We start from the raw sequence: 23,180 nt of genomic DNA, 5'->3' as shown, positions 1-23,180 counted from the left end.
AGGTGTAGAGTTAAAACCTAATCTCATGGGTAGGAAAACTGGAACAGATGCAACTGGCGTAGGATGCTTTCTCGGATTGATGTTAATGATCGGGGGGATGATTTACATTCTTGTACCTTTGTTTTTCAATCACTGCAATTATACGAAAAAGTCAGAAGGCAAAACTTATGTGGGGTCTATGAACCGCGCCCAGCAAGCTTACTATTTAACTGAACAAAGCTTTAGCAGTAACATTGATGATCTAGGTTTGGGTATTCCGACTGAAACAGAAAGCTACGCCTACTCAACTCAGATAACTGACAATGCTGCATTTAACTACGGTATATCTCGTCATGACGCAACCCCTAGTTATGTCGGTGCTGTTTTTGCTGTTCCCGCAACTGACGTTAATCCTGATCCAGTATCCGATAAGATAACTACAGTTGCTATTCTCTGTGAAACGGGTACACCGGGTTCAATTAAACCCGCAGCACCCACCTATCAAAAGGGTGAACTCGCTTGTGGTGAGGGGACAATAGATTTATCTAGATAGGAATAGCTTGGCTCAGTTAATATAGCCTTTCTTGAATGAATGAGGTACTTAGATAAGGGCGCAAGCCTTGCGCCCCTACAGTTGAATGATTCGTTAGGACTTATTCAAACATGGTTATCTTAGAAAAAACCCCCACCCAACTCAAACTCCGACATCGCCCCTATTTTATTTGGCAACTCTCTGGATGTTTGGTTGTCAGCGTTCCTTTGCTGATTATTCTGGTTAGTTTAGTCCTGCCTTGGATTATTTATATGTTAGGCTTGTATGCCTTATTCGCTTTTAATCTAGTTTTGAGTATTGTCTTACTTGTCTGTGCGGGGCGTATTTTCATCTATCACTTTGATAAAGAGACAAACAGTCTCTTGATTAAACGCCGGGGATTATTGAAAACTCAAGTCACGTTGTATCCCCTAAGCGATATTTTCCAGGTGCAACTGAAATCCACAAGCTGGAATCAGGATCAGACAAGTAACTATCAAATCGCGATTATTTTGAAATCAGGGAAACAGTTGTCTATTAAATCGGAAGGAAAAAACCTACAGCAAAAGTTGGAGATAGTCAACCTGATTCGTCGATTCCTGGATATGCCACCACAGAAACTAGCTGATTAATCTCTACTTTTATACCCTCTGCCTGATTCGTAAGTAAGTTGTTGGAAATAAACCTAAATAGAATATCACTGACTGGTAAGCTGTCATGCATTTAAATTGGGTATTAGTAGCGAGCAAGATGCAAAGCCTGCGGCATGGCTTCGCTAAACGCACTACTGGTATGATGGTGGGTTGAGCCAAGTCGAAACTAACCCGACGATAGATTAAGGATTTCGGTAAGCCAAAACTGCTTATTGAGCGTGCCATTCACCCTAAATATATTAACTTGTATCAATAATCCTCAAACCCTTACCAAGAACGAATGACAAATGACAAAGGACGAATGACAAAGGACGAATGACGAATGACGAATTGTGTATGCTAGCAATAGCACAATCATCGAGGAAAGGATCATGAGTGCAGTAACCTCAACCCCGAATCAACCCGCTTTAGCGGAATTACGAGAAGGATTACCCAATATTTGCGGGTGGGAAGAAAACATTCGGAAAGTGGTGCAACAAGACGAACCTGTATTTTTACCCACAACCAATCTGCGCCTCGAGGATATCACGTCAGGATTCGCTTGCGCCTTACACATGCACCAACCCACGGTTCCAGCAGGTGCGAATGGTGAATTGATTAACAATCTCCAATACATGTTTGAACATCCCCAGGAAGGGGATAACCACAATGCCGAACCCTTCGCCGGGTGCTACCGTCGTATGGGCGATTTTATTCCCCAACTGGTTGCTGAGGGGTGCAATCCTCGGATTATGCTGGATTATTCGGGGAATTTATTGTGGGGATTCCAGCAAATGGGGCGAGAGGATATCCTGAATAATCTTAAACGGATTACCTGCGATCGCGCTTATCAGCCTTATGTGGAATGGCTGGGAACGATGTGGAGTCATGCGGTTGTTCCCTCTACCCCAATTCCCGATATTAAACTGCATATTCAGGCATGGCAACATCATTTTGCCGCTATGTTTGGTTACGATGCGCTGAAGCGGGTGAAAGGCTTCTCGCCACCAGAGATGCATTTACCCAATCATCCTGATAGTTTGTATGAATACATCAAAGCCCTGAAAGACTGTGGCTATCGCTGGTTGATGGTGCAGGAACATTCTTTGGAAAATCTGGATGGTTCGGGATTATCGCAGGATCAGAAATATGTCCCCAATCGTTTAGTGGCTCGCAATTCCCAGGGTGAAACAATTTATATCACAATTTTGGTTAAAACACAAGGGTCAGATACCAAATTAGTGGCACAAATGCAGCCCTATTTTGAGGCAAAGGGGCGGGGTAAGCAGTCAATTGGCAATCATTCGATTCCGTCTTTAGTCACCCAAATTGCTGATGGCGAAAATGGGGGCGTGATGATGAACGAATATCCCCGTGATCTGTTTCGCATTTACCATGAAATTCGTGACCAAGGGGGCGGGAAAACGGGTGTTGTGCCGATGAATGGGACGGAGTATTTAGAGTTACTTGAAGCCGGGGGTGTTAATCCAGGTGAGTATCCTCCTTGTCAAGCCGTTGGTCAGCATAAGATTTGGCAACGAGTCGATCTAGATAATATTACACCTGATGCCGTCGCGAATGCGATCGCGGAGTTGACAGCCACCGATCATCAATTCCATGTTGATGGGGCATCATGGACAAATGATTTAAGCTGGGTCAAAGGCTATGAAAATGTCTTAGAACCGATGAATCAACTCAGTGCGGCGTTTCATCTGAAGTATGACCCATTAGTGCAGCAAGATCCATCAGTGACGCAGCGGAGTGATTATCAGCAAGCGTTATTGTACACGTTGTTACTGGAGACCAGTTGTTTTCGCTATTGGGGACAAGGAATGTGGACGGATTATGCCCGTGAACTTTACCAACGCGGTGAAGCGATTATTAAGGGTTAGTTATCTTTCTTCATTTGTTTATGTCATTTGTTTATGTCATTTGTCATTCGTCATACTCGAAGAGCGAGAAGCAAGCTACGTCATTCGTAAAGTCGGGGCGGGTTTAGTTACATCTGGGTGTAACCAAAAAGATAGTAGTGAAACCCGCCCCTACACAATCTCCCCCATCTCCCTCATCTCCCAGACGTAGCATGCTACGTCTGGAACATGGCTCCCCCAGCTCCCCTAATGTTATTGGTTCACCATTCTTGGGAATACTCAGTCCAGATTTGTCTGTGTGCTAGATAGGAGTCCAAGGATGTTGACTGCAACAGGGAATGATGCTGAAAAATCGCCGCTGATTTTAATTGCTGATGACGATCGCTTCACACGAGTGATGTTACGTCAACTGCTGGAAAAAGAGGGATATCAGGTGATCGAGGCAGAAAATGGAGAGAAATGTTTAGTGGCGTATCAGCAGTACCAGCCGGATATGGTGCTTTTGGATGCATTGATGCCGGTGATGGATGGTTTCATCTGTTGCCAAAAACTACAAGCCTTGACACAGACTCCTGAACAAAAGAGCGATCGCGCGTTGCTGGGTATCCCTGTACTAATGATTACCGGGCTTGAGGATCAAAAGTCCATTGATTCAGCATTTGCCGCTGGCGCGATCGATTATGTGACTAAACCCTTGCATGTCCCCGTCTTACTCCAGCGTATTCGTCGTCTCCTCGCCGCAAGTTGGGCAGAAAAGGCACTGCGACGCAGCGAACAACAATATCGATCCGTCGTCGAAAATGTCAAAGAAGTTATTTTTCAAATTGACCCCAATGGTAACTGGGAATTTCTCAGTCCGGCTTGGACAAAGTTGATGGGGTTTACTCTAGAAGAAACCTTAGGAACTCATTTTATTGAGTATGTTCATCCTGACGATTGCCAACTCCATCAAGAATTATGGCAATCTATCATAACCGGGAAAAAAGACTGTTTTCAACGGGAAATTCGATACGTCACCAAAACTGGAAAAACTCGTTGGCTAGAAATTCATGCCCATGCCTCACAGGTCGCTAACGGTAAAATTACGGGTCTTTCTGGTATTTTGCAAGATATCACAGAGCGTATCTATGCCGCTGCATTAGAAAAAGAAAAAATCCGGCTAGAAACGGAAATAATTGAACGCCAGCGCAGCGAGGCGATGATTCGCCAAGCCTTAGAGAAAGAGAAAGAACTGGGTGAATTGAAATCTCACATCATTACCACCATTTCCCATGAATTCCGGACTCCCCTAACCACGATTCAATCCTCTAGTGAATTATTGAAACTCTACGATAAAAAATTAACCGAGGACAAAAAGCTAAAACATTTCCAAAAAATTGGCTTGTGTGTCGAACATATTACCCAACTCCTAAATGATGTGATTCTGATTGGTCAATCGGAAGCCGGACAAATTAATTTTAATCCTATTTCCCTGGAGGTAGCAGATTTATGTCGTGACCTGATCGAGGAATTCCAAAGTAATCTAGATCCGCGATATACCCTAAACGTTTTTATGGCAGAACCTCCCATCAAAGGGTTATTCGACGAGGCTATGTTACGGAAATTATTAAATCACTTGCTCTCCAATGCTGTCAAATATTCCCCCAAAGGAGGCACGATTACTTTCCAGTTATGCTGTCACTCAGATTCTGTAACCGTCCAGATTCAAGATGAAGGAATTGGCATTCCACCAATGGATCAATCCCGATTATTTGAATCATTTTATCGGGGGAGTAATATTAGCACCATTGGCGGCACTGGATTAGGACTCGCCATTGTCAAAAAATATGTGGACTTACATCGTGGTCAAATCCAAATTGAGAGTGAAGTCGGCGTCGGCACAACCGTTACTGTTACCCTACCTATGAATCAGTAACAAAAATTGAGCAAGCAGGGAAACAAGTTTCCTCCAACTAGCGATTCATCTCACGGTCAATCAAAGATTCGACCGTGAGGTTTCTCGCCGATTATGCTAAAATTCAACATCCGACTCAAAGCAGTGAACTTATTTCTGCAAGGCATAGACTAACCGAGTGGTATTGGAAATGGGGCAACTAGACAATCAACCGGACAACGGGGAGAATCGAGAACAACAAGCTGCCGATCTCTTGCAATCCATGACCGAGAGTATTGAGGGCATAGAGACGTTGCGTCACAGTCTCATGACCCAGTTTACTCAGGAGATTCAACAGCTACAACAAGAGAAAGCCCAGTTGAGCGAGGAAATTAAAACGCTGCATGATCAACGACAGCAGCACTTGACTCAACCGCCAGCACTGACGTCTGAGATTGCCCCAACCTTTGCCAACCAATTGCAAGACTTACTCAGCCAGCAACTCCAACAACTTGCCCAGTCCTCAGAAAGACTATCCGTTGATCAGACGGTGGGAAATCATCAGCAAACTATCCAGGAATTAGTGGCTTCCTTAGATAACACGCTGAGAACTACATTTAGAACCCTGCAACAGGATCTGAATAGCTATCAAAGCTCAATGTCCCAACAGTTGAGCCAGATGTACAGTCTCCAGGAACAAGCAGAGGTGATTCTAGAGACACTGGTGAATCGACTCAAAGCTGAAATTCCTCCCCCATCCTCTACCTCTGAACCCCGTTCTCAAATTCCTCCCGCCGCCCCTAATCCTCTAACGTTACCCGCGCCGGATCAGGATGGATCTTCTCCTCGTTCTAATCAGGGCGAAATCGTCAGATCCCCTGCTGAATCACCTTTACCTGTTGTTCCACCTACCCAGCTGCAAAGACGCCCGCAAAAACAATCCACAGGGAAACGGCTGGTTGGGTTAGTGCTGGTGTTTTTATCGTTGCTAGCATTAGCATTTGAAAACGTTTTTGTCAACATTATTTTTAATGCCACAGCGATTGCGGGATTCCCAGTAGGGGCTTGGTTACCAAGCCCCTACGCTTGGTTACCAAGCCCCTACGCTTGGTTACCAAGCCCCTACGCTTGGTTACCAAGCCCCTACGGTGGTTTTTGGATGCCGACGTTAGGAAATACCTTACTGATACTCTGGTCGCGGATGTTGGTCGTTGTACCTCTGATGGCAATCTTGAGTCGGGGATTTTATCGGGGGGTGTGGCGAGATATTCAACAGGTTCTGCGATCGCGCAATTGGAGTTTATTCGGTACTCTCCTATGTAGTGGGTTTTTCCTATTCTTATCCAAAGTATTGCTGTATTGGGGATTAGGAATCATTGCGCCCGGTGTGGCTGTGATTATTTTCTTTATCTATCCCATCGTGCTATTACTCTTAAGCGATCGCTTTAATCGATGGAGTCATTTTATTCCCTTCGCGATGGTAATTGCTGGGTTTGTGCTGACGACTCTACCCAGTGGTAGTGGGGAACTGTCACAATTCGGCGTTACCCTGGCATCAGGGGCGGCGATTGCCTTTGCCCTGCATTTGATGCTAATGCAAAACTTGGCAAAACAGCTTCATCCGATGCCAATTCTGTTGCTGAACTTAGCCATCGTTCTGATATTGTCTGCCTTGGGTGTAATGATATCCTTCCCAGCATCGTGGGGTGTAGTATTTGCGCCGAGTTTAAGTTCAAATCTAGTAATTAGTGGTCTGGTTTTAGGCGGTGTTACTCTAATTAGTTATGTCTGCAACACCATGGGAATTGCCAGAAGTGGTGCAGCTAGCGCTTCGGTTTTGGGGGCTACGTTACCGATTTTAACCGCACTCTTGGCTGGGATTCTAATTCAGAGTCCATTAACGGTTCCTCAAGTCGTGGGTATGGTGCTGGTAACCTTAGGAGTAGCGGCTTTAACCATTGTGCGGTAAGCGAAGCTATCCCGTAGGGAATCGCGCCATGGGAGAAGCCGGGAAACAATGTAGAGACGTAACATGCTACGTCTGGGGGAAATGTAGAGACGGTGAATAAGGGCGGGTTTTGTTGATACGTTATTATTAACCGAGTTTTATAAGTGGCTAAACCCGCCCCTACAATATAACTTTTGAATAGCTTCCATTTGAGTCAAGGGAATCAGGATGCTATGACAATGCGATCGCGCCCTCCAGTAATTGCTAAATTCAGGGCTATCTGAGCCGCTTGTAGCACTTCCTTTGCCGTCTTACCATGTTCAGCAAAACTGGCTATCCCGGCAGAAATTGTCAGAGAACCCAAGGATTGACCGCGATAGTCTAAACTAAGTTGCTGAATACTCTGTCGCAGTTGTTCGGCGCGTCGTTGGGTGACGGCTAACGCGGCTTCTGGTAAAAGTAGGAGAAATTGTTGACCACCATAACGACAAGCAATATCAGACGCCCGAACTTGGCTGGGTAATAACAACCCAATCTCGCGCAACAGCAAATCAGCTACAGATTTGCCAAATCGCTGGTTTAACTGTTCCATCTCATCAATTTCCAATAAGATTACCCCGATCGGCTTGGGTTGACGTTGAGACTTGCGGATTTCTCGTTCAAAGCATTCTTCCAGGTAACGTCGGTTATACAGTTTCGTCAGCGGATCTCGAAACGTCTGGTTTTTCAGCGTTTCTCGCAGTTTTAAGTTGGCTAATGCCAAGCCAATATGCTTCGCCACTTTCTCCGCTAATTGTCGAGTTTGGGCAATTCGCCCCCGTTGGAGTGAACTAACGGACAACAAACCCACGGTTTCTCCATGGGCAATCATGGGAACACAAAAGGTTTCCACGGCGGGAGAATTAGCGCGAATATGCTGGCAGTTTAAACAATACTGGGTGTCATCGACCAAATTAGCCTGTCCGCGTCGTAATGCTAGGCATTCGTGAGGTGAAAAGACCGAATCGCTTGTCAAAGGGACAGAACCCCACGTCGCGATCGCCTCCAGTAAGTTTTTTGAGGAGTTCATCACAAAAATCGCCCCAATTTCATCGGGAAAAAGGTGTCGGACTAAGGGTTCAATGGTTTTACATGCCTCTTCCACCGAATAACTGGATTGAAGTGAATCAATCAATTGTTCGAGTACAGGGGTATTTAATTGGCTTTGCATGCTTATGTGTGCTTTTAAACGGTGAGAGATTATGGTGATGCCCCTGATATCGGTTCTTCTATACTGGCATTGTTATTTGTCATTCGTCTTATGTCATTCGTCCTTCGTCATTGGTCATTGGTCATTGGTCATTTAGTCGGGGCGGGTTTAGTTACATCTGGATGTAACCGAAAAGATAGTAGTGAAACCCGCCCCTACACCATCTTCCCTATCTTCCCCATCTGACACACCGAGCGTGTTACTGAGCGAAGCCGAAGTAAGTCGAGGTGTTCCTCATCTCCCTCACCTTCCCATTTACTCCGCCCCTGAAAAAATAGCGGCTTCTAGCTTCGAGAGTGCCTCTTCTAGGTTGTCATTGACAATTTGCCGATCAAATTCATCCGCCGCCTCAATCTCAGCCTTGGCGCGTTCTAGGCGTCGTGCGATCGCCTCCTCACTATCCTGACCCCGCCGACGAATGCGCTGTTCGAGTTCGGCGATATTGGGGGGTAGAATAAAAATACGCAAGGCAGTGGGAAAGGTTTGTTGAATTTGCCTTGCTCCCTCTAGTTCAATTTCTAGGAGCACAGACTCACCCCGTTGAATATGTTGTTCTACTGGTTTGCGGGGTGTACCATAATAGTTACCCGCATACTCTGCCCATTCCAATAACTCATTGGCGCTGACCATTTCCTTAAACCTATCCTGACTGACAAAATAATAATGTTGTCCCTCCACTTCACCAGGGCGGGGTTGACGGGTGGTGGTGGAAATCGATAAGTACAGTTGCGGGTGTCTAGTCAAGAGTAAACGGACTAGAGTTCCTTTCCCCACGCCACTTGGACCGGTCACTACAATAAGTCTGCCTGGTTTGATCATCGGTTACTTGTCGAATTAATTATTGTTAGTTGCTCCATCTTTGCCAATGACAAAGCGATGAGCAACCGTTTCTGGCTGAATCGCTGATAAAATGACATGGCTAGAATCGGTAATAATAACGGCTCTCGTGCGTCGCCCATAGGTTGCATCAATCAGTTGTCCGCGATCGCGAGCATCTGTAATGATACGCTTAATCGGGGCAGACTCTGGAGAAACGATTGCCACGACACGATTTGCCGAAACAATGTTACCAAAACCGATATTGATCAGTTGAATGTCCATGAAAATTTAACGGCAAAAGCCGCCTGAGGAGCGATTACGAGGGATTTGATTTCAATGTTATCTACAAAAATTTAGGCTTACAAGGCTAAATCGCACAGAAAACCCCGATTTTTGGGTTTACGCTAAAAAAGATTAGATTTGCTTTACATAAATGCGGTTACGTGTCATCGGCTATTGAGTGGATAGTTAGACGACAACGGACGCTTTCAAAGCACCAAACACCGTTACCAAGATAGCTAAGACATGCAACAGGTTGACTTTACGACCTTGACCGCCGCTTGTGCAGAGTTACAAGCTGGTTGGATACCAGGACGACTGGAAAAGGTTTATCAGCGCGATCGCTATACCATTGCTCTATGCTTACGAACACTTCAGGGTAGAGGATGGCTGACGCTGGCTTGGCATCCCCAAGCCGCACGAATTTGCTTGGCTGATCCGCCGCCTCGAATACCGGATACATTTACGTTTAGTGACCAACTGCGACATCAGTTAAATGGGTTGGCGCTAGTCGGGATTCAGTTCATTGCCCCTTGGGAAAGGGTGTTAGACTTACAATTTGCCCGCCGCCCCGGAGATCCGATTCTCTGGCATCTGTATGTGGAAATTATGGGTAAATATAGTAATGTTATTCTGACAGATGCTAAGAATATCATCGTCACCGCCGCCCATCAGGTTAGTCCCCAGCAATCGAGTGTCCGTCCGATTCAAACCGGTCAGCCTTACGAACATCCGCCAGCATTGTTGGGGGATTTACCCAGTATAAGTGAGTCCCAGGAGCGTTGGCAAGAACGAGTTAGCTTAGTTCCCGGAGCGTTAAAACGGCAATTACTGAAAAGTTACCGGGGATTAAGTCCCGCTCTGGTGCGTTCGATGATCCAAACGGCTGATTTAGATCCCAACCAATCCACAGACACGTTAAAGACAGAAGATTGGCAACGGCTATTTCAGCGTTGGCAAGAATGGCTATGGGCGCTGGAAAATTGGGGTCAAGTTGTAGGGGCGGGTTTTACGGATAACGTTTTGGAGAAAACTGATAACTTAACTAAACCCGCCCTGGTTGGGGAAGATGGGGGCGGGTTTAGTCACATCGGGGTGACAACAAACGATAATAGTCAAACCCGCCCCTACACAATCAAACCGGGTTGGACAGAGGATGGATACAATGTGCTGGGTTGGGGTGTGGTTAAACCTGCGCCTAGTGTCCAGATTTTACTGCATCATTACTATACAGACCAACTGAATCGACAAGAGTTTAGCCGACTGCATAACCAACTGACTCAGAAAGTCAACAATTTTTTAGCGCGATCGCGCTCCAAGGCGTTAGGCTTTGAACAACGGTTACAGCAATCGGAACAGGCGGATGAGTATCGTCAACAGGCTGACTTATTGATGGCGCATCTGCAAGATTGGCAACCGGGAATGAAACAAATAACAGTTCTGGACTTTGCCACCAATCAACCGTTGACGATATCCTTAGATCCCGACAAAAATGCCGTGCAAAACGCTCAAGCCCTCTATAAACGTCATCAAAAGCTGAAACGGGCGCGTCTGGCGGTTGTGCCGTTACTGCAAGAGGTGCAAGGGGAAGTGGAGTATTTAGAACAGGTTGAGGCGTCTTTGCTTCAGATTGAGCGCTACACCACGCCGGAAGATTTGCAGGCGTTACAGGAAATCCGGGAGGAGTTGATTGGGCAAGGGTATTTGGATGTTCGAGATCAACGGAGTCGGGATGTCACCGAAGCATCTGAACCGTACCGATACCGCACGCCCAGTGGGTTTGAATTGTTAATTGGTCGTAACAATCGCCAAAATGACCAGCTCACATTTCGCACGGCTGGGGATTATGACTTGTGGTTTCATACCCAAGAAATTGCTGGGAGTCATGTCTTATTACGGTTAGATCCGGGGGCGGTGGCGGATGAGGCGGATCTCCAGTTTGCGGCTGACTTAGCTGCCCATTATAGTCGAGGTCGTCAGAGTGATGTGGTGGCTGTGGTGTATACTGAGCCGAAGCATGTTTATAAGCCCAAGGGTGCTAAACCCGGAATGGCGATTTACAAGCGAGAACAGATCTTATGGGGGCGTCCTCAACAGGCTGAACACTATCTAACGGCAGATATTTCTGGATAAAAATGTAAAGTTTGATAAAAAACGTATTCTCTGTTACGATAAAAACATGAAGAAATCTTAAGCTGTGCGCTTGGGAACGGGCAGCAGATTTCCTCCAAGAACGATAACGACATCAGTAGCACAAGAAAGACCATCTGTCAAGTTGATGGTCTTTTTCAGTTATTGGTCATTTGTCATTCGTCCTTCGTCATTTGTCCTTCGTCTGATATACCGTAGGGTGGGTTGAGCGAAGTCGAAACTGGGTTGAGCGAAGTCGAAACCCACCAGCCTTAATTCAGCGCCAAGAAGAGGGCGGGTTTCGTTGTCTGGTTTAAAGTGTGTCTGTTCATTTAATCCCTAAACCCGCCCCTACGGGATCTCGGTTAACGAGAGTGCCATTTGATAAAGTTGGCGTCGGGGGAGATTGGTGAGGTGAGATAATTGACGGGCGGCTTGCGATCGCGAGAATCTTTAGTTAGCTTTTACTGTAAAGGTTGTCAGAAAACCTGAGTTAAAGTTGATGAACACGCAACTGATCAATTCACTGGTGCAAATTATTGAGTCCCTCACCCTAGAGGAACGCACCTTGCTGATTGAGCAACTCAGCAGCAAGCGAATTCAGGTTACAGCAGGCGTATGTGGTGGACAACCTCGGATTCGCAACAGGCGCATCCCCCTATGGACATTGGTAGCTTTCCGCAAGCAGGGGGCAGATGACGAGGAACTTTTGCGAAATTATCCTACACTTACTAAAAAAGACCTGATTGCTGCTTGGGGATACTACGAACAACACCCAGACGAATGCGATCGCGCTATTGCGGCTATTGATCAGGATGGGGATGCTTAAGTTTTACTCTAAGGTAACGATAGTGCCATTTGGTAAAGTTGGCGTCGCGGCAGATTGGTGAGGTGAGATAATTGACGGGCGGCTTGCGATCGCGAAAGTCCTTGGTTAATCAGTTGGCTGAGTTCAGCTTTGAGGGCGGCTTCAGAAAGGACGGGGGTTTCAGGGGGTGCGCCAGCGAGGACGAGGGTAAATTCTCCTTTGGGTTCACGATCACTGTAGTATGCGATCGCGTCTTCAATTGTGCCTCGCCAAAACTGTTCGTGTAACTTAGTTAATTCCCGCGCCAAGACGATTTGACGGGAGGGACTAAAGATAGTGGCGAAATCTTCCAGGGTTTGCTGGAGGCGGTAGGGCGATTCGTAAAAAATTAAGGTTCTCGATTCAGCCGCTAACACCTCTAACCTTTGTTGGCGTTCTTGTCCACTGGCGGGTAAAAAGCCTTCAAACACAAATCGATCAGTAGGAAGTCCAGAGGCGCTGAGGGCGGTGATTCCCGCCGTGGCACCGGGGATGGGGATCACTGTAATTCCGGCTTCTATTGCCCCCTGGACGAGTTCATAACCGGGGTCAGATATACTAGGCATTCCCGCATCTGTAACCAGGGCGATAGTTTTTCCCGCCGTTAACTGATTTAGCAATTCGGGTAGGCGCTGCTGGCGATTGTGCTGGTGGTAACTGATTTGGTTGGTTTTAATTTGAAAATGTTGCAACAGTTTTCCCGTGTGGCGGGTATCTTCGGCGGCGATAATATCGACCGTTTGTAAGATGCGTATCGCCCGGAAGGTCATATCTTCTAGGTTGCCAATTGGCGTCCCGACAACATACAGTGTCCCCATTTGTCTAATGTAATACCTGCTGACTTTGTTACTCTAGCTTTTTTTGGGCGCGGGATGCTTATATCTTCGGACTTACGCCAATTTTAATTATGATGTCCTCACCGTCTACAACCCAAGGCAAGGCATAATAGCAGTAGCGTTTATCTGCTCAACCTTCTTTCTTTTATAAGTCCTTAGCTAAGGAATCTGATTATGCATATAGCAACAGAAAATTCAATCCAATTGAAGTAAAGGGCGACCCGAGCAATTTAAATGGACACAGTTGTTGATTTGTGCAAGCGGGTCGCCCCTACATGAGAATTAACACGAAGCTTATAGTTAAGTGAATTTAGGGGGAAGGGCGCACGTCTGTGCGCCCCTACCTTATCGCTGAATTTGAGCGAAGATTTCGTCTAATATCTCTTGCGCCCCTTGCTGACGTAATAGTTGAGCCAATTCAACCCCTAAGGCTTCCGCCTCAGTCACCTCCCCGGTCACGGTATCTTTAATTAAGCTTGTCCCATCTAAACGGGCTACCATACCTGTAAGGATTAGGCTATTTCCTTTAATCTCTGTATTTACGCCAATGGGGACTTGACAACCGCCTTCGAGTTCCCGTAAAAATGCCCGTTCTGCATAACACCGTTGTGCGGTTGGTGAATGTTCAATGGCTTTGAGTACGTCCAAGATTTCTGAATCATCCCCCCGACATTCTATGCCCAACGCCCCTTGTCCCACAGCATGAAGGGAAATCTCCGAGGGTATAACTTGGTGGATGCGATCGCTCATACCCAATCGTTTTAACCCGGCGGCGGCTAAAATCAAAGCGTCAAACTCTCCAGCATCCAGTTTTCCGAGTCGGGTATTCAGGTTTCCGCGAATATCTTTAAACGTGAAATGGGGGAAATGGTAGCGCAATTGTGCCAAACGCCGCAGGGATGAGGTACCAATCACCGCACCTTCGGGAAGCGTATCCAGTTGCTTACCTTGGTGCTTGGCGTGAAGTACCAATGCGTCGGCGGGGTTTTCTCGTTCCGTCACACACCCCAAGACTAATCCTTCTGGTAACGCGGTGGGCAAATCCTTGAGGGAATGCACAGCTAAATCAATCTCCTGATTCAGCATCCCTACTTCCAATTCCTTGGTAAAGAGTCCCTTATCACCAATCTTGGAGAGTGCCACATCCAAGATTTTATCCCCGTGGGTACTCATGGTCTGGACTTCAAAGTCCCGATCCGGGTAGTGTTTTTGTAGTTGTTCCTGTACCCAATAGGTTTGCACCAAAGCCAATTGGCTTTTGCGGGAACCGATACGAATCGTGCGAGCAGGACTGGTAACAGTGGAGGACATAGAGCGATCGCGTCAAACAAATATAAAGAGTCACCTACTCTAGACTACCGCAGTTTGGTCATTCGTTCTTTGTCCTTTGTCACTCTTCCCTATTCGCTGTTCTCCGTTCCCCATTCCCTGTTCCCTCGTCATTACCAATAAAGATAGGAATGAAAAACTATGATCGATGAAGGTTACGTTAAGTATCAATGCCATTGGATTGAGACAAAACCACTTCCCTATAAACAGATTGCCGAACTTAATCAATGGCGCGATAAGCTCTATCAATTGAACCTAATCGGTATGTATGAAAATGGGATTGGTTTTGGTAATCTCAGTATTCGTTATACGCCCTCTGGTGAGTTGATCATCTCTGGCACAAAGACAGGCAGTCTTTCCAGATTAACAGAACATCACTATACTATTGTCACCGATTTTGATTTAGACCAGAATTCTTTAACCTGCACCGGACCCATCCAAGCCTCATCGGAAGCGTTAACTCATGCCACTCTCTATGCGGCAAATCCGACAATTAATGCAATTATTCACGTTCATAATCTCTCCCTGTGGCAGCAGTTAATCAACCAAGTCCCCACCACCGCCCAAGATTGTCCCTACGGCACCCCGGAAATGGCACGAGAAATTCTGCGATTATTTGACCAAGAGAATCTGATGGCAAAAAAGATTCTGGTAATGGCGGGACATGAAGAAGGAATTATTACTTTTGGCGAAACCTTAGATGAAGCGGGTAGTCTGCTTTTGCATTACTACAATAAGTAGTCGGACTACAATTGAAAAGTCATCAGTTCAGTCATAATTAATAATCAATAATTAATTAGCATACCCTCGAACGCAGTGAAGGGTCAATTGTAGGGGCGGGTTTAGCCATAATTGTAGGGGCGGGTTTAGCCACTAACTTACCTTGTCACTGATAAATGAACAACAAAACCCGCCCTCCCCACCGATAAATGAACAACAAAACCCGCCCTGATTCAGGTAGGCGCGGGCATGAGACACTCATATCGTTGTAAGTTGGGAAAACGGCAGGAAACCTAACATAATCTAGGGCTAAAGCCCTTACTACGAACCTGCATAAGCCCAACTCGACTAGAGATATAACGCAGTAGCCTCCACTCGCCACGAATTTACTACCCTCTACAGCAGCTTTCTTTGGTGAGTGCGATTGGGCTTGAGACAATCAAGGCTGCTGTTCTAGAAAAGACAATGAACAGTTCTATAAACATTGTACGGTATATCAAACCATCTCATTTATTTCTCGCTGCTTATGGGATGTCGATATCCCTCACGATTTGGGCAATCCAATCCGATTCCTACACTGTTTTTATTGCCTTGATTTGCGTCATCGCCTCCATTATTGGTGCAAATTTAGCCCATCGTTGGGTTATGCAGGGCGTTACCTTGGATACTATCGATAACGCCCTGAAACATCATCAGCGACTGGTTTATATTATTTTATTTGGGATGGGTGCGATCGCGACGAGTTTTGCTTCACTGATTCTCATACAAGGTGTTAAGGTTACAGATTTAGCCATTTTTGCCACAAATCTGCGATTACCCCATTGGATTCCGACAATTATTTTGCTTTATATTGCAGAATACCTGAACCTTGTCATCCTCGGATTAGGATGTTTTGCTTTAGGATTGGTTGTGTTTTTCGTAGGATTTGGTCGAGGAACCTCTCAACCTCTACCTTTGTTAATGGCTACCGTTATCGGAATGATACTACCATTAGCCATATTTAGCCATCATTTACTCCCGATCACGGGGATGTTAGGCGAACCTCTCTATGGGCGTCAGGTGAAAACCTTTGACCAAATGAAGGGATATTGGACTGGTGATGCTGTGTTTGTCACCAATCCCAAAGCCCAACTATTGCATAACCCCAACTCAGTGGGAGATATACCGGAGTAGACTCCACTCGCCACGGATTTACTACCCCATACAGCAGCTTTCTTTGGTGAGTGCGATCGCGCTCTATAGCCATCCTATTCGAGTTGGGAGTTAGATTCCCCACAAGTCGGGATTCTCAGCCTGACGAATCCGGGTTAATTCCTATAGGTAACCTACTCAAATATTACACCATTATGTACTAAAGTAACGGAGAGTGGGTAAAAAAATCCCAGGCTGAAACGCTTCCAAATTTTGGGTTCAAAACAATCAAAGCTGCTGTTGTCGAAACAACGATGAACAGTCTATTCAAACTTCCGCTTAAACCGCATATCACATTGTCTCAACTTTTCCTCGCAGCTTATATTCTAGGGGTTTCCCTAACCCTTTGGGCAATGCGATCGCACTATCTCATCCTATTTATTACCCTGTTTTGCCTGATTCCTCTCAGTAGCGGTGCAATTGTGGGAAACCGTTTAGCCGCCCAAATCACTCTCTCTAACAACCCAAAGAATTACCGCCGCAAGATTAATCGCATATTTCTCGCGATCGCGGCAATTGCAATGTTGATTATTCTCGGCGTACAATTCAATATTTACCGCATTCTACCCTTAATTGTTCGCTTATATCTCGGTGCTTATCATCAGCCCATTATCCTGGCGTTGGGATGCTTAACGTTAGGGCTAGTCGTATCAATTGAGTTGTCCGAACAACGTTCTCGCCGACAGTTACGTCTGCTGGTGGGAGTCGTTGTAGGAATGATGCTACCCTTGATGATTATTCTGTATTACACATTACCCATTACGGGGATGGCAAGTGAACCATTAGTGATTGAAGGAGTTGTTCTCCAAACCACGTCTCACACTTGCGCCCCAGCTAGTATCGCTACACTCGCCCGATTGGTGGGATTAGATCCAAATTTATCAGAACGGGATGTGGTTAAACTCACCCATACGACGCGAAAAGGGACTTACTCATTAAGTACAATTCGGGCAATGAAAAAGCTGGGTTTAGCGCCGAACTATCAATGGGGTTTAACGATTGATGATTTAATTGCGGTGGATCAACCGGCTGTACTGACCGTCAAAGAACCTGTAGATGGCGTAATATTTAACCATGCCGTCGCCCTATTATCTATTAATACACAATCCCAAACAGTAACCATTGGTAATCCGCTTTACGGGCGTCAAATCCTAACATTTGATCAGATGAAAGGCTATTGGATAGGTCAAGCTATATTTGTTACCTATCCACCCAAGCTAAAACACACCTTTTAAGATGGCGATCTGTGAGTAGGTTGGGTTTCGACTTCGCCATGACCCAACAGAGTATTAGCTTATGTTGGTCTCGTTCCTCGACCCAACCTACCTCTGAACAAGAATTGTAGTCGGTTTTAACCGACTTAAGCTATAAGCCAAGAACTTGAGTTCTTGGCGGCTGAGTTGGACTGGCATAATAAATTAGAATATCTTAACAATCGACTTGCGAATAAACCTATTCAATTTCCAATTGATCGAACATAATAAGTATCAGAGCTAACTTGTTTTATTGGGAAATCCGGCAGCACGTTCCCATCTTCTTCTTCTCCAATCCCTAATCCGGTATAGGTAAGAGTACGGTGAACACACTCCCTTGATTAACTTGCTAGAAAAGAATTATTATCAATTAATGACTGTCACGAGTCGTCGCTAATGAAAAATCCACATCTAGGATCAAGCATGAAACCATGGACTCGCCGCCAGATACTGAAGTGGGGATTAATCGGCGCTGGAGTGACGAGTGCCGCGATCGCAGGACAAACCTGGATAGGACGTTCCACCTCTAGAGTACGCATTCCTGAGCTTCCAGAGACAACAACGGATCATTTTAACCCCATGTCCGTGTTGCGAGACTTTGACTCTGGCACAATTAAACAGGAAAATGGACGCACAATTCGCGAATTTGAAATTGTTGCTAAAAATTCTACTCTCCAACTGAATAGTGCTGTTTCCTTTGTAAGCTGGAACTTTAACGATCGCGTTCCCGGACCCACCCTCCGCGCCACCGAGGGCGATCGCATCCGGGTTATTTTCCACAATCAAGGCGGACATTCCCACAGCATCCACTTTCATGGCACTCACCCGTCAGAAATGGATGGGGTGAAACCGATACGCCATGGTAAGCAAACCATTTACGAATTCGACGCTAAACCCTCTGGTGTCCACCTCTATCATTGTCACATTGCCCCTGTAACTCGCCATATCAGCAAAGGACTTTATGGGATGTTCGTTGTTGATCCTCGTCAAAAACGCCCTCCCCCTGATGAAATGGTTCTGGTGATGGGCGGATATGACATCAACAATGATAATCAGAATGAACTCTACGCCTTTAATGGTATCCCTGACTACTATTTAGATCACCCCATCCCGATCTATCAAAACCAACTCGTTCGCCTGTATCTGCTAAATATGATTGAATTCGATGTAGCGGCGACGTTTCATATTCATGCCAATCTGTTCCAGGTTTATCCCACCGGGCGCACCCTTACTCCCACTCTGGAAACAGATGTGATTACTATGGGGACGGCTGAACGGCATATCCTGGAATTTTCCTACTCCTACCCCGGTGAGTATATGTTCCATCCTCACCAAGATGCGATCGCCGAAAATGGTTGTATGGGTATGTTTAAGGTGATTCCCTTGTGAGTTATCGTTGTTTTTTTATATTTTATTGCTATAAATATCAATAGGTATAAGCTAAGAACGGTTCACTTAGACGCTGTTATCGCAAAAGTGTTTAACCCTGTCATCGGTTCGTTTTTTGTCGATCACGGATGCCGCGAATGGCAAAATCGCCGAGACGATTGAATATCAAGATGCGCTTTTCCAAGTAACGCAAAATTTTACGCTTGGAGCTTGCTGTCTAGCTATAATTAAAGGTGTTATGTAGTAGAGAAAAGACTTTGATAAAAAACTCTGCGAATGCAATCCTATTTTTAGGATTCTCTCTCTGTGCTATTTTGGGAGGATGTAATTTTGTCAGTGTTCGTGGTGCTGATACTCCTGAGCGAGTAGTTGAGCAATACATTCTGGGCTTAGAACAACAGAAAGAAAATGTAATACTTCAACTGATTCCAAAAGAATATGTAGCTGAACAAGCTGTAGAGGACAAAATTTCCCAGTTCGGGGGTCACGAAGTAGAGGAATATAGCGTTGTCTACAACGAGATAAAACCCGTTTTTTTGATAGCCGAAATCAAAGGAAGTTACGTCAGTAATGACCAAGGACTAGAAAATTTTGAAGATCAAGTAACAATTGCCTATCGAGGCGCAGGTACACTACTGTCAAAAAAAGCTAACTGGTATCTTTTACTAGGAGATGGTCAGGTTCCTAGTCCTGATGTTTCTCCAGCGGAACCGCAAGATACTCCACCTAAATAACTACCCTGGCAACGGCGGAACGGCATATTTGGCAATTTTCCTACCCCTACCCCGGTGAGTATATGTTCCATCCCCACCAAGACGCGATCGCGGAAAATGGCTGTATGGGTATGTTTGACGTGATCCCCTCATGATCGAACGTTATTTTTTTCTCACTTATTGCAAAATACTATCAATAGCTGTAGACTAAGAACCGTCTACTCAGTTATTGCCAAAAATTCTTAACAATGTCATCGGTTCGTTTTCTATCCCTCACGGGTGCAGCCGCGACTCTAATCGCCCTGACAAGCTGTGGCAACCCACAAACTTCTACTCCGACAACGCCAGAGGCTAACGGTTCACCCGCAACGACTAGCCAAACTACGGCGTCACCCTCCACCGCCACGGATCAGCCGCAGGATATTGACTATATGACCACGTTAGGCTTAATGAAAGGGCATCTCTTGATAGCAAAGGAACTCCTAGATCAAGGAAAACCTGACCAAGCCGAACCCCATATTGGTCACCCGATTGAAGAACTCTATGTTGATGTAGAAACTCAGTTATCCGAACGCAATGTCAAAGACTTTAAACCCACACTAAACACATTGCATGATTTCGTTAAATCCAAACCCAATGCGCCGGAGATAAACACAGAATATAAAGCGGCGATGCAAGAGATTGATCAAGCAATTGAGGTATTACCCGCTTCTGAGCGTCAGTCTCCTGATTTTATCCTCAGTGTGATTAACCGAATGCTCAGTACCGTCGAGGAAGAATACAACGCCGCGATCGCCAATGACAAAATCGTGGAGACGATTGAATACCAAGACTCACGGGGATTTATCCTCTATGCCAACACCCTTTATCAAGACATTGCCGAGCAAGTGAGTCAGGAACATCCCGATGCGGCTCAAACCCTAGAATCAAGCCTGAACGAACTCCAGAACGCCGTACCCAGTGCAACTCCTCCAGCAACGCCAGTTATGACACCAGAGGAGGTATCCACCCTCATTCAAACTATTCAAAAAACCAGTCAAACCATCTCCTCGTCCCCATCTTAAGTAGAATGTCACAGACTTAAGGCTGGTAGTCTATCAAGGGTTTGGATATAAACTTAACGATATTAAGTTAGGGAAATAGCTCTCCAGCCCTGACAAATGACGAATGACGTAGCTTGCTTCTCAAGGGCAGCGAGTATGACAAATGACGTAGCTTGCTTCTCGCTTGCGCGAGTATGACAAATAACGAATGACGAATTTTTGAATGCGTGAAGTCTTAACGGCAAACTCCCTCAAGTTAGCCCTCAACCGGAGAAATTTGCGGATGACTCCTCAAAGAGAAACGATTCTGCAAGTGTTTCAAGAACTACCCCCAGGTGAGCATCTTAGTGTCGAAGAGTTGCATAATTGGTTAGAGGGTCAAGGAAAAAATGTCAGCCTGTCCACCGTCTACAGAACCGTTAAGTTAATGGTTCGCATCGGTGTGCTGCGAGAACTGGAACTGGCAGAAGGACATAAGCATTATGAGTTAAATTATTCGGGTTTAAAACACCATCATCATCTTGTCTGTCTCCAGTGTCACCAAACGATTGAGTTCAAAGATTCGTCAATTTTAAAGATTAGTCAACAACAAGCGAGGGATGAAAACGTTGAACTGCTTGACTGTCAGCTTACCCTGCATGCGGTCTGCTTAGAAGCGGTACGGCAAGGGTGGCCCCTTTTGTTGCCCAGAAACTGGTCATGTCCCCGGTACGGGGATTGACGGAATACCACTTTGTTTTGATAATGACAATCATTATTTTGATTAAGTCCAGAGAAAATCAATTCCCAACTATTAGGTCATAGGTGTGAGGACATGAAACAATCCAGTCTACTGTGGAACTATGGAGTAGTGAGCCCGACAATATTGGCGGCAATACTTGGCGTGGGAGTTAGTGCGATCGCCACAGAAGTGGATTCGGCTCAAACAACAGCATCCATAGCCGTTCCAGCCAATCCAGACAACGAAACCTTTGCTCCACCAACACTGATCGCCCAACTTCCTAATCAGAGTGGCGATTCCAGCGATGAGATTTTGGAGCAAATTAACCACTACAGCAACGAGACGAACGCTTTAGATCAAGTGACTAATGTCTCTCAGTTACGGGATGTATCGCCTGGAGACTGGGCGTATGAAGCCTTGCGATCGCTAGTTGAACGCTATGGTTGTATTGCTGGATATCCCGATGGCACCTACCGGGGGAACCGTGCTATGACTCGTTATGAATTTGCCGCCGGCTTAAATGCCTGTTTGCAGCAAATTGAACGCTTAATTGCGGGGACTGACGGTGTTGACGAAGGTGACTTAGAAACCTTGCAACGGTTAATTCAAGAATTTGAAGCCGAACTCGCCACCTTAGGAGCGCGGGTAGATAATTTAGAGGGACGAGTCGCCTTCTTAGAGGATAATCAGTTTTCAACAACTACCAAACTATCCGGTGAAGTCATCTTTGGTTTGGCGGGTGTAGCTGCGGGAGAGGATGCCAATGGAAATGATATCGATAATGTAACCATTTTTGGTCATCGCACCCGTCTGGAATTAAATACCAGTTTCACTGGGGAAGATGTACTCAGAACCAGACTACAAGCTGAAGGTTTAGGTTCTCTAACCGAACAGACAATTACACCTGAAGGCGATCTTTTCTTTGCTGGTGCAACCGATAGTGATGTCGTGATTGATGCGTTACTCTATGATTTTCCCCTTGGTGAAAATACCCGGGTGGTTATTGACGCCAATGCAGGTGCATCTGATGACTTTGCCAGCACGGTTAATCCTTTTCTGGATGGTGATGGGGCTAGTGGAGCACTTTCTCGCTTTGGGACAAGGCATTCCATCTATTATTATCTGGATGGTGCAGGTATCGGGATTAATCACGCATTCGGTGACAAGCTAGAACTCAGTGTCGGCTATTTAGCGAGTGAGGCGGCTGATCCCGGTGAGGATAATGGCATATTCAATGGTCCTTATGGGGCGCTTGCCCAGATTTTGTTTAAGCCGACCGATAAACTGGATATTGGATTAACCTATATCCATGCTTACAATCGAGACACTGATACTGGCAGCCGACGTTCCAATTTTCGCAGTTTTACCGAAGATGAAGATGTGCTTGGTAATGCCGTTCCCACGTCTAGCAATTCTTATGGTGTAGAGGTATCATGGCGGTTAAGCGATCGCTTTGCCCTGGGCGGTTGGGCAGGCTACACTAAAACCACAACCCTTTCGACCCTGGGTGGACAAATTGATCGCGGTGACTTGGATATTTGGAATTGGGCGGTTAGCTTAGCCTTTCCAGATTTAGGCAAAGAAGGGAGTGTCGCTGGAATTTTGGTGGGGATGGAACCTAAAGTTACGGATTCTAGCGTTAATCTTCCAGGATTCAGTACCGAGGATGATGATACGTCTCTCCACATTGAGGCATTTTATCAGTATCAGTTAACTGATAACATTGCCATCACACCGGGAATTATCTGGCTCACTGCACCTGATCACGATAGTGATAATAAGGACATTGTAATCGGGGCTATCCGCACCACCTTTAGCTTTTAACC

22 protein-coding genes and 1 pseudogene are annotated in these 23,180 nt (G+C 45.8%); 17 read left to right on the top strand and 6 right to left on the bottom strand.

Annotation, left to right across the window (positions count from 1 at the left end; all coding sequences use genetic code 11):
* The 5 genes from ACLFWI_RS07760 to ACLFWI_RS07740 all read left to right on the top strand — a co-directional run.
* Positions 1 to 532: type IV pilin-like G/H family protein (locus ACLFWI_RS07760; protein WP_446412452.1), on the top strand; the 532-nt coding region annotated here is incomplete at its 5' end.
* A gap of 110 nt (positions 533 to 642) precedes the next feature.
* On the top strand, positions 643 to 1,143 hold the full coding sequence (locus ACLFWI_RS07755; RefSeq protein ID WP_446412451.1) for a hypothetical protein: 501 nt from the start codon (positions 643 to 645) through the stop codon (positions 1,141 to 1,143).
* A 392-nt stretch (positions 1,144 to 1,535) separates the two neighbouring features.
* Complete coding sequence (locus tag ACLFWI_RS07750; RefSeq protein WP_446412450.1) at positions 1,536 to 3,035, top strand: glycosyl hydrolase family 57; 1,500 nt, start codon at positions 1,536 to 1,538, stop codon at positions 3,033 to 3,035.
* 298 nt (positions 3,036 to 3,333) lie between these two features.
* Positions 3,334 to 4,929, top strand: coding sequence for a hybrid sensor histidine kinase/response regulator (locus ACLFWI_RS07745; RefSeq protein ID WP_446412449.1), 1,596 nt, complete (start codon positions 3,334 to 3,336; stop codon positions 4,927 to 4,929).
* A gap of 169 nt (positions 4,930 to 5,098) precedes the next feature.
* The gene (locus ACLFWI_RS07740) at positions 5,099 to 6,856 is read left to right on the top strand and encodes an EamA family transporter (protein ID WP_446412448.1); all 1,758 of its coding nucleotides are present in this window, start codon (positions 5,099 to 5,101) and stop codon (positions 6,854 to 6,856) included.
* A 202-nt stretch (positions 6,857 to 7,058) separates the two neighbouring features.
* On the opposite strand, the gene ACLFWI_RS07735 is transcribed toward ACLFWI_RS07740, so the two are convergent.
* Positions 7,059 to 8,045: a GGDEF domain-containing protein gene (locus ACLFWI_RS07735; protein ID WP_446412447.1), complete on the bottom strand. Its 987-nt coding sequence runs from the start codon at positions 8,043 to 8,045 to the stop codon at positions 7,059 to 7,061.
* A gap of 21 nt (positions 8,046 to 8,066) precedes the next feature.
* On the opposite strand from ACLFWI_RS07735, the gene ACLFWI_RS07730 reads away from it, so the two are divergent.
* The gene (locus ACLFWI_RS07730) at positions 8,067 to 8,270 is read left to right on the top strand and encodes a hypothetical protein (RefSeq protein ID WP_446412446.1); all 204 of its coding nucleotides are present in this window, start codon (positions 8,067 to 8,069) and stop codon (positions 8,268 to 8,270) included.
* A 69-nt stretch (positions 8,271 to 8,339) separates the two neighbouring features.
* Here the strand turns inward: ACLFWI_RS07730 and gmk are convergent, their stop codons facing one another.
* Positions 8,340 to 8,903 carry a guanylate kinase gene (gene gmk / locus ACLFWI_RS07725; RefSeq protein ID WP_446412445.1) on the bottom strand — a complete coding sequence of 188 codons (564 nt, stop codon included), beginning with the start codon at positions 8,901 to 8,903 and terminating at the stop codon, positions 8,340 to 8,342.
* A 15-nt stretch (positions 8,904 to 8,918) separates the two neighbouring features.
* On the bottom strand, positions 8,919 to 9,185 hold the full coding sequence (gene remA / locus ACLFWI_RS07720) for an extracellular matrix/biofilm regulator RemA (RefSeq protein WP_446408293.1): 267 nt from the start codon (positions 9,183 to 9,185) through the stop codon (positions 8,919 to 8,921).
* Positions 9,186 to 9,428: 243 nt separating this feature from the next.
* Between remA and ACLFWI_RS07715 the strand changes: the two genes are divergently transcribed.
* Positions 9,429 to 11,315, top strand: a complete 1,887-nt coding sequence (locus ACLFWI_RS07715) for an Rqc2 family fibronectin-binding protein (RefSeq protein WP_446412444.1) — start codon at positions 9,429 to 9,431, stop codon at positions 11,313 to 11,315.
* A gap of 348 nt (positions 11,316 to 11,663) precedes the next feature.
* On the opposite strand, the pseudogene ACLFWI_RS07710 reads toward ACLFWI_RS07715, so the two are convergent.
* Positions 11,664 to 11,744, bottom strand: a pseudogene (locus ACLFWI_RS07710) (hypothetical protein); the annotation flags it as partial.
* Between the two features lie 70 nt (positions 11,745 to 11,814).
* On the opposite strand from ACLFWI_RS07710, the gene ACLFWI_RS07705 reads away from it, so the two are divergent.
* Entirely contained in the window at positions 11,815 to 12,141 is a 327-nt protein-coding gene (locus ACLFWI_RS07705; protein WP_446412443.1) for a DUF433 domain-containing protein, read from the top strand.
* Between the two features lie 8 nt (positions 12,142 to 12,149).
* Here ACLFWI_RS07705 and rsmI read toward each other — a convergent pair whose 3' ends face one another.
* Positions 12,150 to 12,977: a 16S rRNA (cytidine(1402)-2'-O)-methyltransferase gene (gene rsmI / locus ACLFWI_RS07700; protein ID WP_446412442.1), complete on the bottom strand. Its 828-nt coding sequence runs from the start codon at positions 12,975 to 12,977 to the stop codon at positions 12,150 to 12,152.
* 363 nt (positions 12,978 to 13,340) lie between these two features.
* Positions 13,341 to 14,306, bottom strand: a complete 966-nt coding sequence (gene hemC, locus ACLFWI_RS07695; protein ID WP_446412441.1) for a hydroxymethylbilane synthase — start codon at positions 14,304 to 14,306, stop codon at positions 13,341 to 13,343.
* 159 nt (positions 14,307 to 14,465) lie between these two features.
* On the opposite strand from hemC, the gene ACLFWI_RS07690 reads away from it, so the two are divergent.
* From ACLFWI_RS07690 to ACLFWI_RS07650, 9 genes are all read left to right on the top strand, one after another.
* Positions 14,466 to 15,065, top strand: a complete 600-nt coding sequence (locus ACLFWI_RS07690; RefSeq protein ID WP_446412440.1) for a class II aldolase/adducin family protein — start codon at positions 14,466 to 14,468, stop codon at positions 15,063 to 15,065.
* 444 nt (positions 15,066 to 15,509) lie between these two features.
* A complete protein-coding gene (locus tag ACLFWI_RS07685) occupies positions 15,510 to 16,217 on the top strand; it encodes a hypothetical protein (protein WP_446412439.1) in 708 nt (235 codons plus the stop codon).
* Positions 16,218 to 16,489: 272 nt separating this feature from the next.
* Positions 16,490 to 17,470: a cysteine peptidase family C39 domain-containing protein gene (locus tag ACLFWI_RS07680; protein ID WP_446412438.1), complete on the top strand. Its 981-nt coding sequence runs from the start codon at positions 16,490 to 16,492 to the stop codon at positions 17,468 to 17,470.
* Positions 17,471 to 17,911: 441 nt separating this feature from the next.
* Positions 17,912 to 18,877, top strand: coding sequence for a multicopper oxidase domain-containing protein (locus ACLFWI_RS07675; RefSeq protein WP_446412437.1), 966 nt, complete (start codon positions 17,912 to 17,914; stop codon positions 18,875 to 18,877).
* 257 nt (positions 18,878 to 19,134) lie between these two features.
* Positions 19,135 to 19,611: a hypothetical protein gene (locus tag ACLFWI_RS07670; protein ID WP_446409282.1), complete on the top strand. Its 477-nt coding sequence runs from the start codon at positions 19,135 to 19,137 to the stop codon at positions 19,609 to 19,611.
* Between the two features lie 5 nt (positions 19,612 to 19,616).
* Positions 19,617 to 19,745, top strand: coding sequence for a multicopper oxidase domain-containing protein (locus ACLFWI_RS07665; RefSeq protein ID WP_446412453.1), 129 nt, complete (start codon positions 19,617 to 19,619; stop codon positions 19,743 to 19,745).
* A gap of 93 nt (positions 19,746 to 19,838) precedes the next feature.
* On the top strand, positions 19,839 to 20,654 hold the full coding sequence (locus tag ACLFWI_RS07660) for a hypothetical protein (protein ID WP_446412436.1): 816 nt from the start codon (positions 19,839 to 19,841) through the stop codon (positions 20,652 to 20,654).
* Positions 20,655 to 20,856: 202 nt separating this feature from the next.
* The gene (locus tag ACLFWI_RS07655) at positions 20,857 to 21,354 is read left to right on the top strand and encodes a transcriptional repressor (RefSeq protein WP_446409283.1); all 498 of its coding nucleotides are present in this window, start codon (positions 20,857 to 20,859) and stop codon (positions 21,352 to 21,354) included.
* Between the two features lie 93 nt (positions 21,355 to 21,447).
* Positions 21,448 to 23,178 carry an iron uptake porin gene (locus ACLFWI_RS07650; protein ID WP_446412435.1) on the top strand — a complete coding sequence of 577 codons (1,731 nt, stop codon included), beginning with the start codon at positions 21,448 to 21,450 and terminating at the stop codon, positions 23,176 to 23,178.
* Positions 23,179 to 23,180 lie beyond the last annotated feature (2 nt).

Origin of the sequence: Coleofasciculus sp. (assembly GCF_046539235.1) — a bacterium.
Taxonomy (GTDB): Bacteria; Cyanobacteriota; Cyanobacteriia; order Cyanobacteriales; family Coleofasciculaceae; genus Coleofasciculus.
This window is presented reverse-complemented; position numbering and strand designations above follow the sequence as displayed.

What these genes read in the sequence shown, in the direction of transcription:
- ACLFWI_RS07755 (WP_446412451.1), top strand. Translation starts at nt 643, where the DNA reads ATGGTTATCTTAGAAAAAACCCCCACCCAACTCAAACTCCGACATCGC.
- ACLFWI_RS07750 (WP_446412450.1), top strand. Translation starts at nt 1,536, where the DNA reads ATGAGTGCAGTAACCTCAACCCCGAATCAACCCGCTTTAGCGGAATTA.
- ACLFWI_RS07745 (WP_446412449.1), top strand. Translation starts at nt 3,334, where the DNA reads ATGTTGACTGCAACAGGGAATGATGCTGAAAAATCGCCGCTGATTTTA.
- ACLFWI_RS07740 (WP_446412448.1), top strand. Translation starts at nt 5,099, where the DNA reads ATGGGGCAACTAGACAATCAACCGGACAACGGGGAGAATCGAGAACAA.
- ACLFWI_RS07735 (WP_446412447.1), bottom strand. Translation starts at nt 8,045, where the DNA reads ATGCAAAGCCAATTAAATACCCCTGTACTCGAACAATTGATTGATTCA.
- gmk (WP_446412445.1), bottom strand. Translation starts at nt 8,903, where the DNA reads ATGATCAAACCAGGCAGACTTATTGTAGTGACCGGTCCAAGTGGCGTG.
- remA (WP_446408293.1), bottom strand. Translation starts at nt 9,185, where the DNA reads ATGGACATTCAACTGATCAATATCGGTTTTGGTAACATTGTTTCGGCA.
- ACLFWI_RS07715 (WP_446412444.1), top strand. Translation starts at nt 9,429, where the DNA reads ATGCAACAGGTTGACTTTACGACCTTGACCGCCGCTTGTGCAGAGTTA.
- ACLFWI_RS07705 (WP_446412443.1), top strand. Translation starts at nt 11,815, where the DNA reads ATGAACACGCAACTGATCAATTCACTGGTGCAAATTATTGAGTCCCTC.
- rsmI (WP_446412442.1), bottom strand. Translation starts at nt 12,977, where the DNA reads ATGGGGACACTGTATGTTGTCGGGACGCCAATTGGCAACCTAGAAGAT.
- hemC (WP_446412441.1), bottom strand. Translation starts at nt 14,306, where the DNA reads ATGTCCTCCACTGTTACCAGTCCTGCTCGCACGATTCGTATCGGTTCC.
- ACLFWI_RS07690 (WP_446412440.1), top strand. Translation starts at nt 14,466, where the DNA reads ATGATCGATGAAGGTTACGTTAAGTATCAATGCCATTGGATTGAGACA.
- ACLFWI_RS07685 (WP_446412439.1), top strand. Translation starts at nt 15,510, where the DNA reads ATGAACAGTTCTATAAACATTGTACGGTATATCAAACCATCTCATTTA.
- ACLFWI_RS07680 (WP_446412438.1), top strand. Translation starts at nt 16,490, where the DNA reads ATGAACAGTCTATTCAAACTTCCGCTTAAACCGCATATCACATTGTCT.
- ACLFWI_RS07675 (WP_446412437.1), top strand. Translation starts at nt 17,912, where the DNA reads ATGAAACCATGGACTCGCCGCCAGATACTGAAGTGGGGATTAATCGGC.
- ACLFWI_RS07660 (WP_446412436.1), top strand. Translation starts at nt 19,839, where the DNA reads ATGTCATCGGTTCGTTTTCTATCCCTCACGGGTGCAGCCGCGACTCTA.
- ACLFWI_RS07655 (WP_446409283.1), top strand. Translation starts at nt 20,857, where the DNA reads ATGCGTGAAGTCTTAACGGCAAACTCCCTCAAGTTAGCCCTCAACCGG.
- ACLFWI_RS07650 (WP_446412435.1), top strand. Translation starts at nt 21,448, where the DNA reads ATGAAACAATCCAGTCTACTGTGGAACTATGGAGTAGTGAGCCCGACA.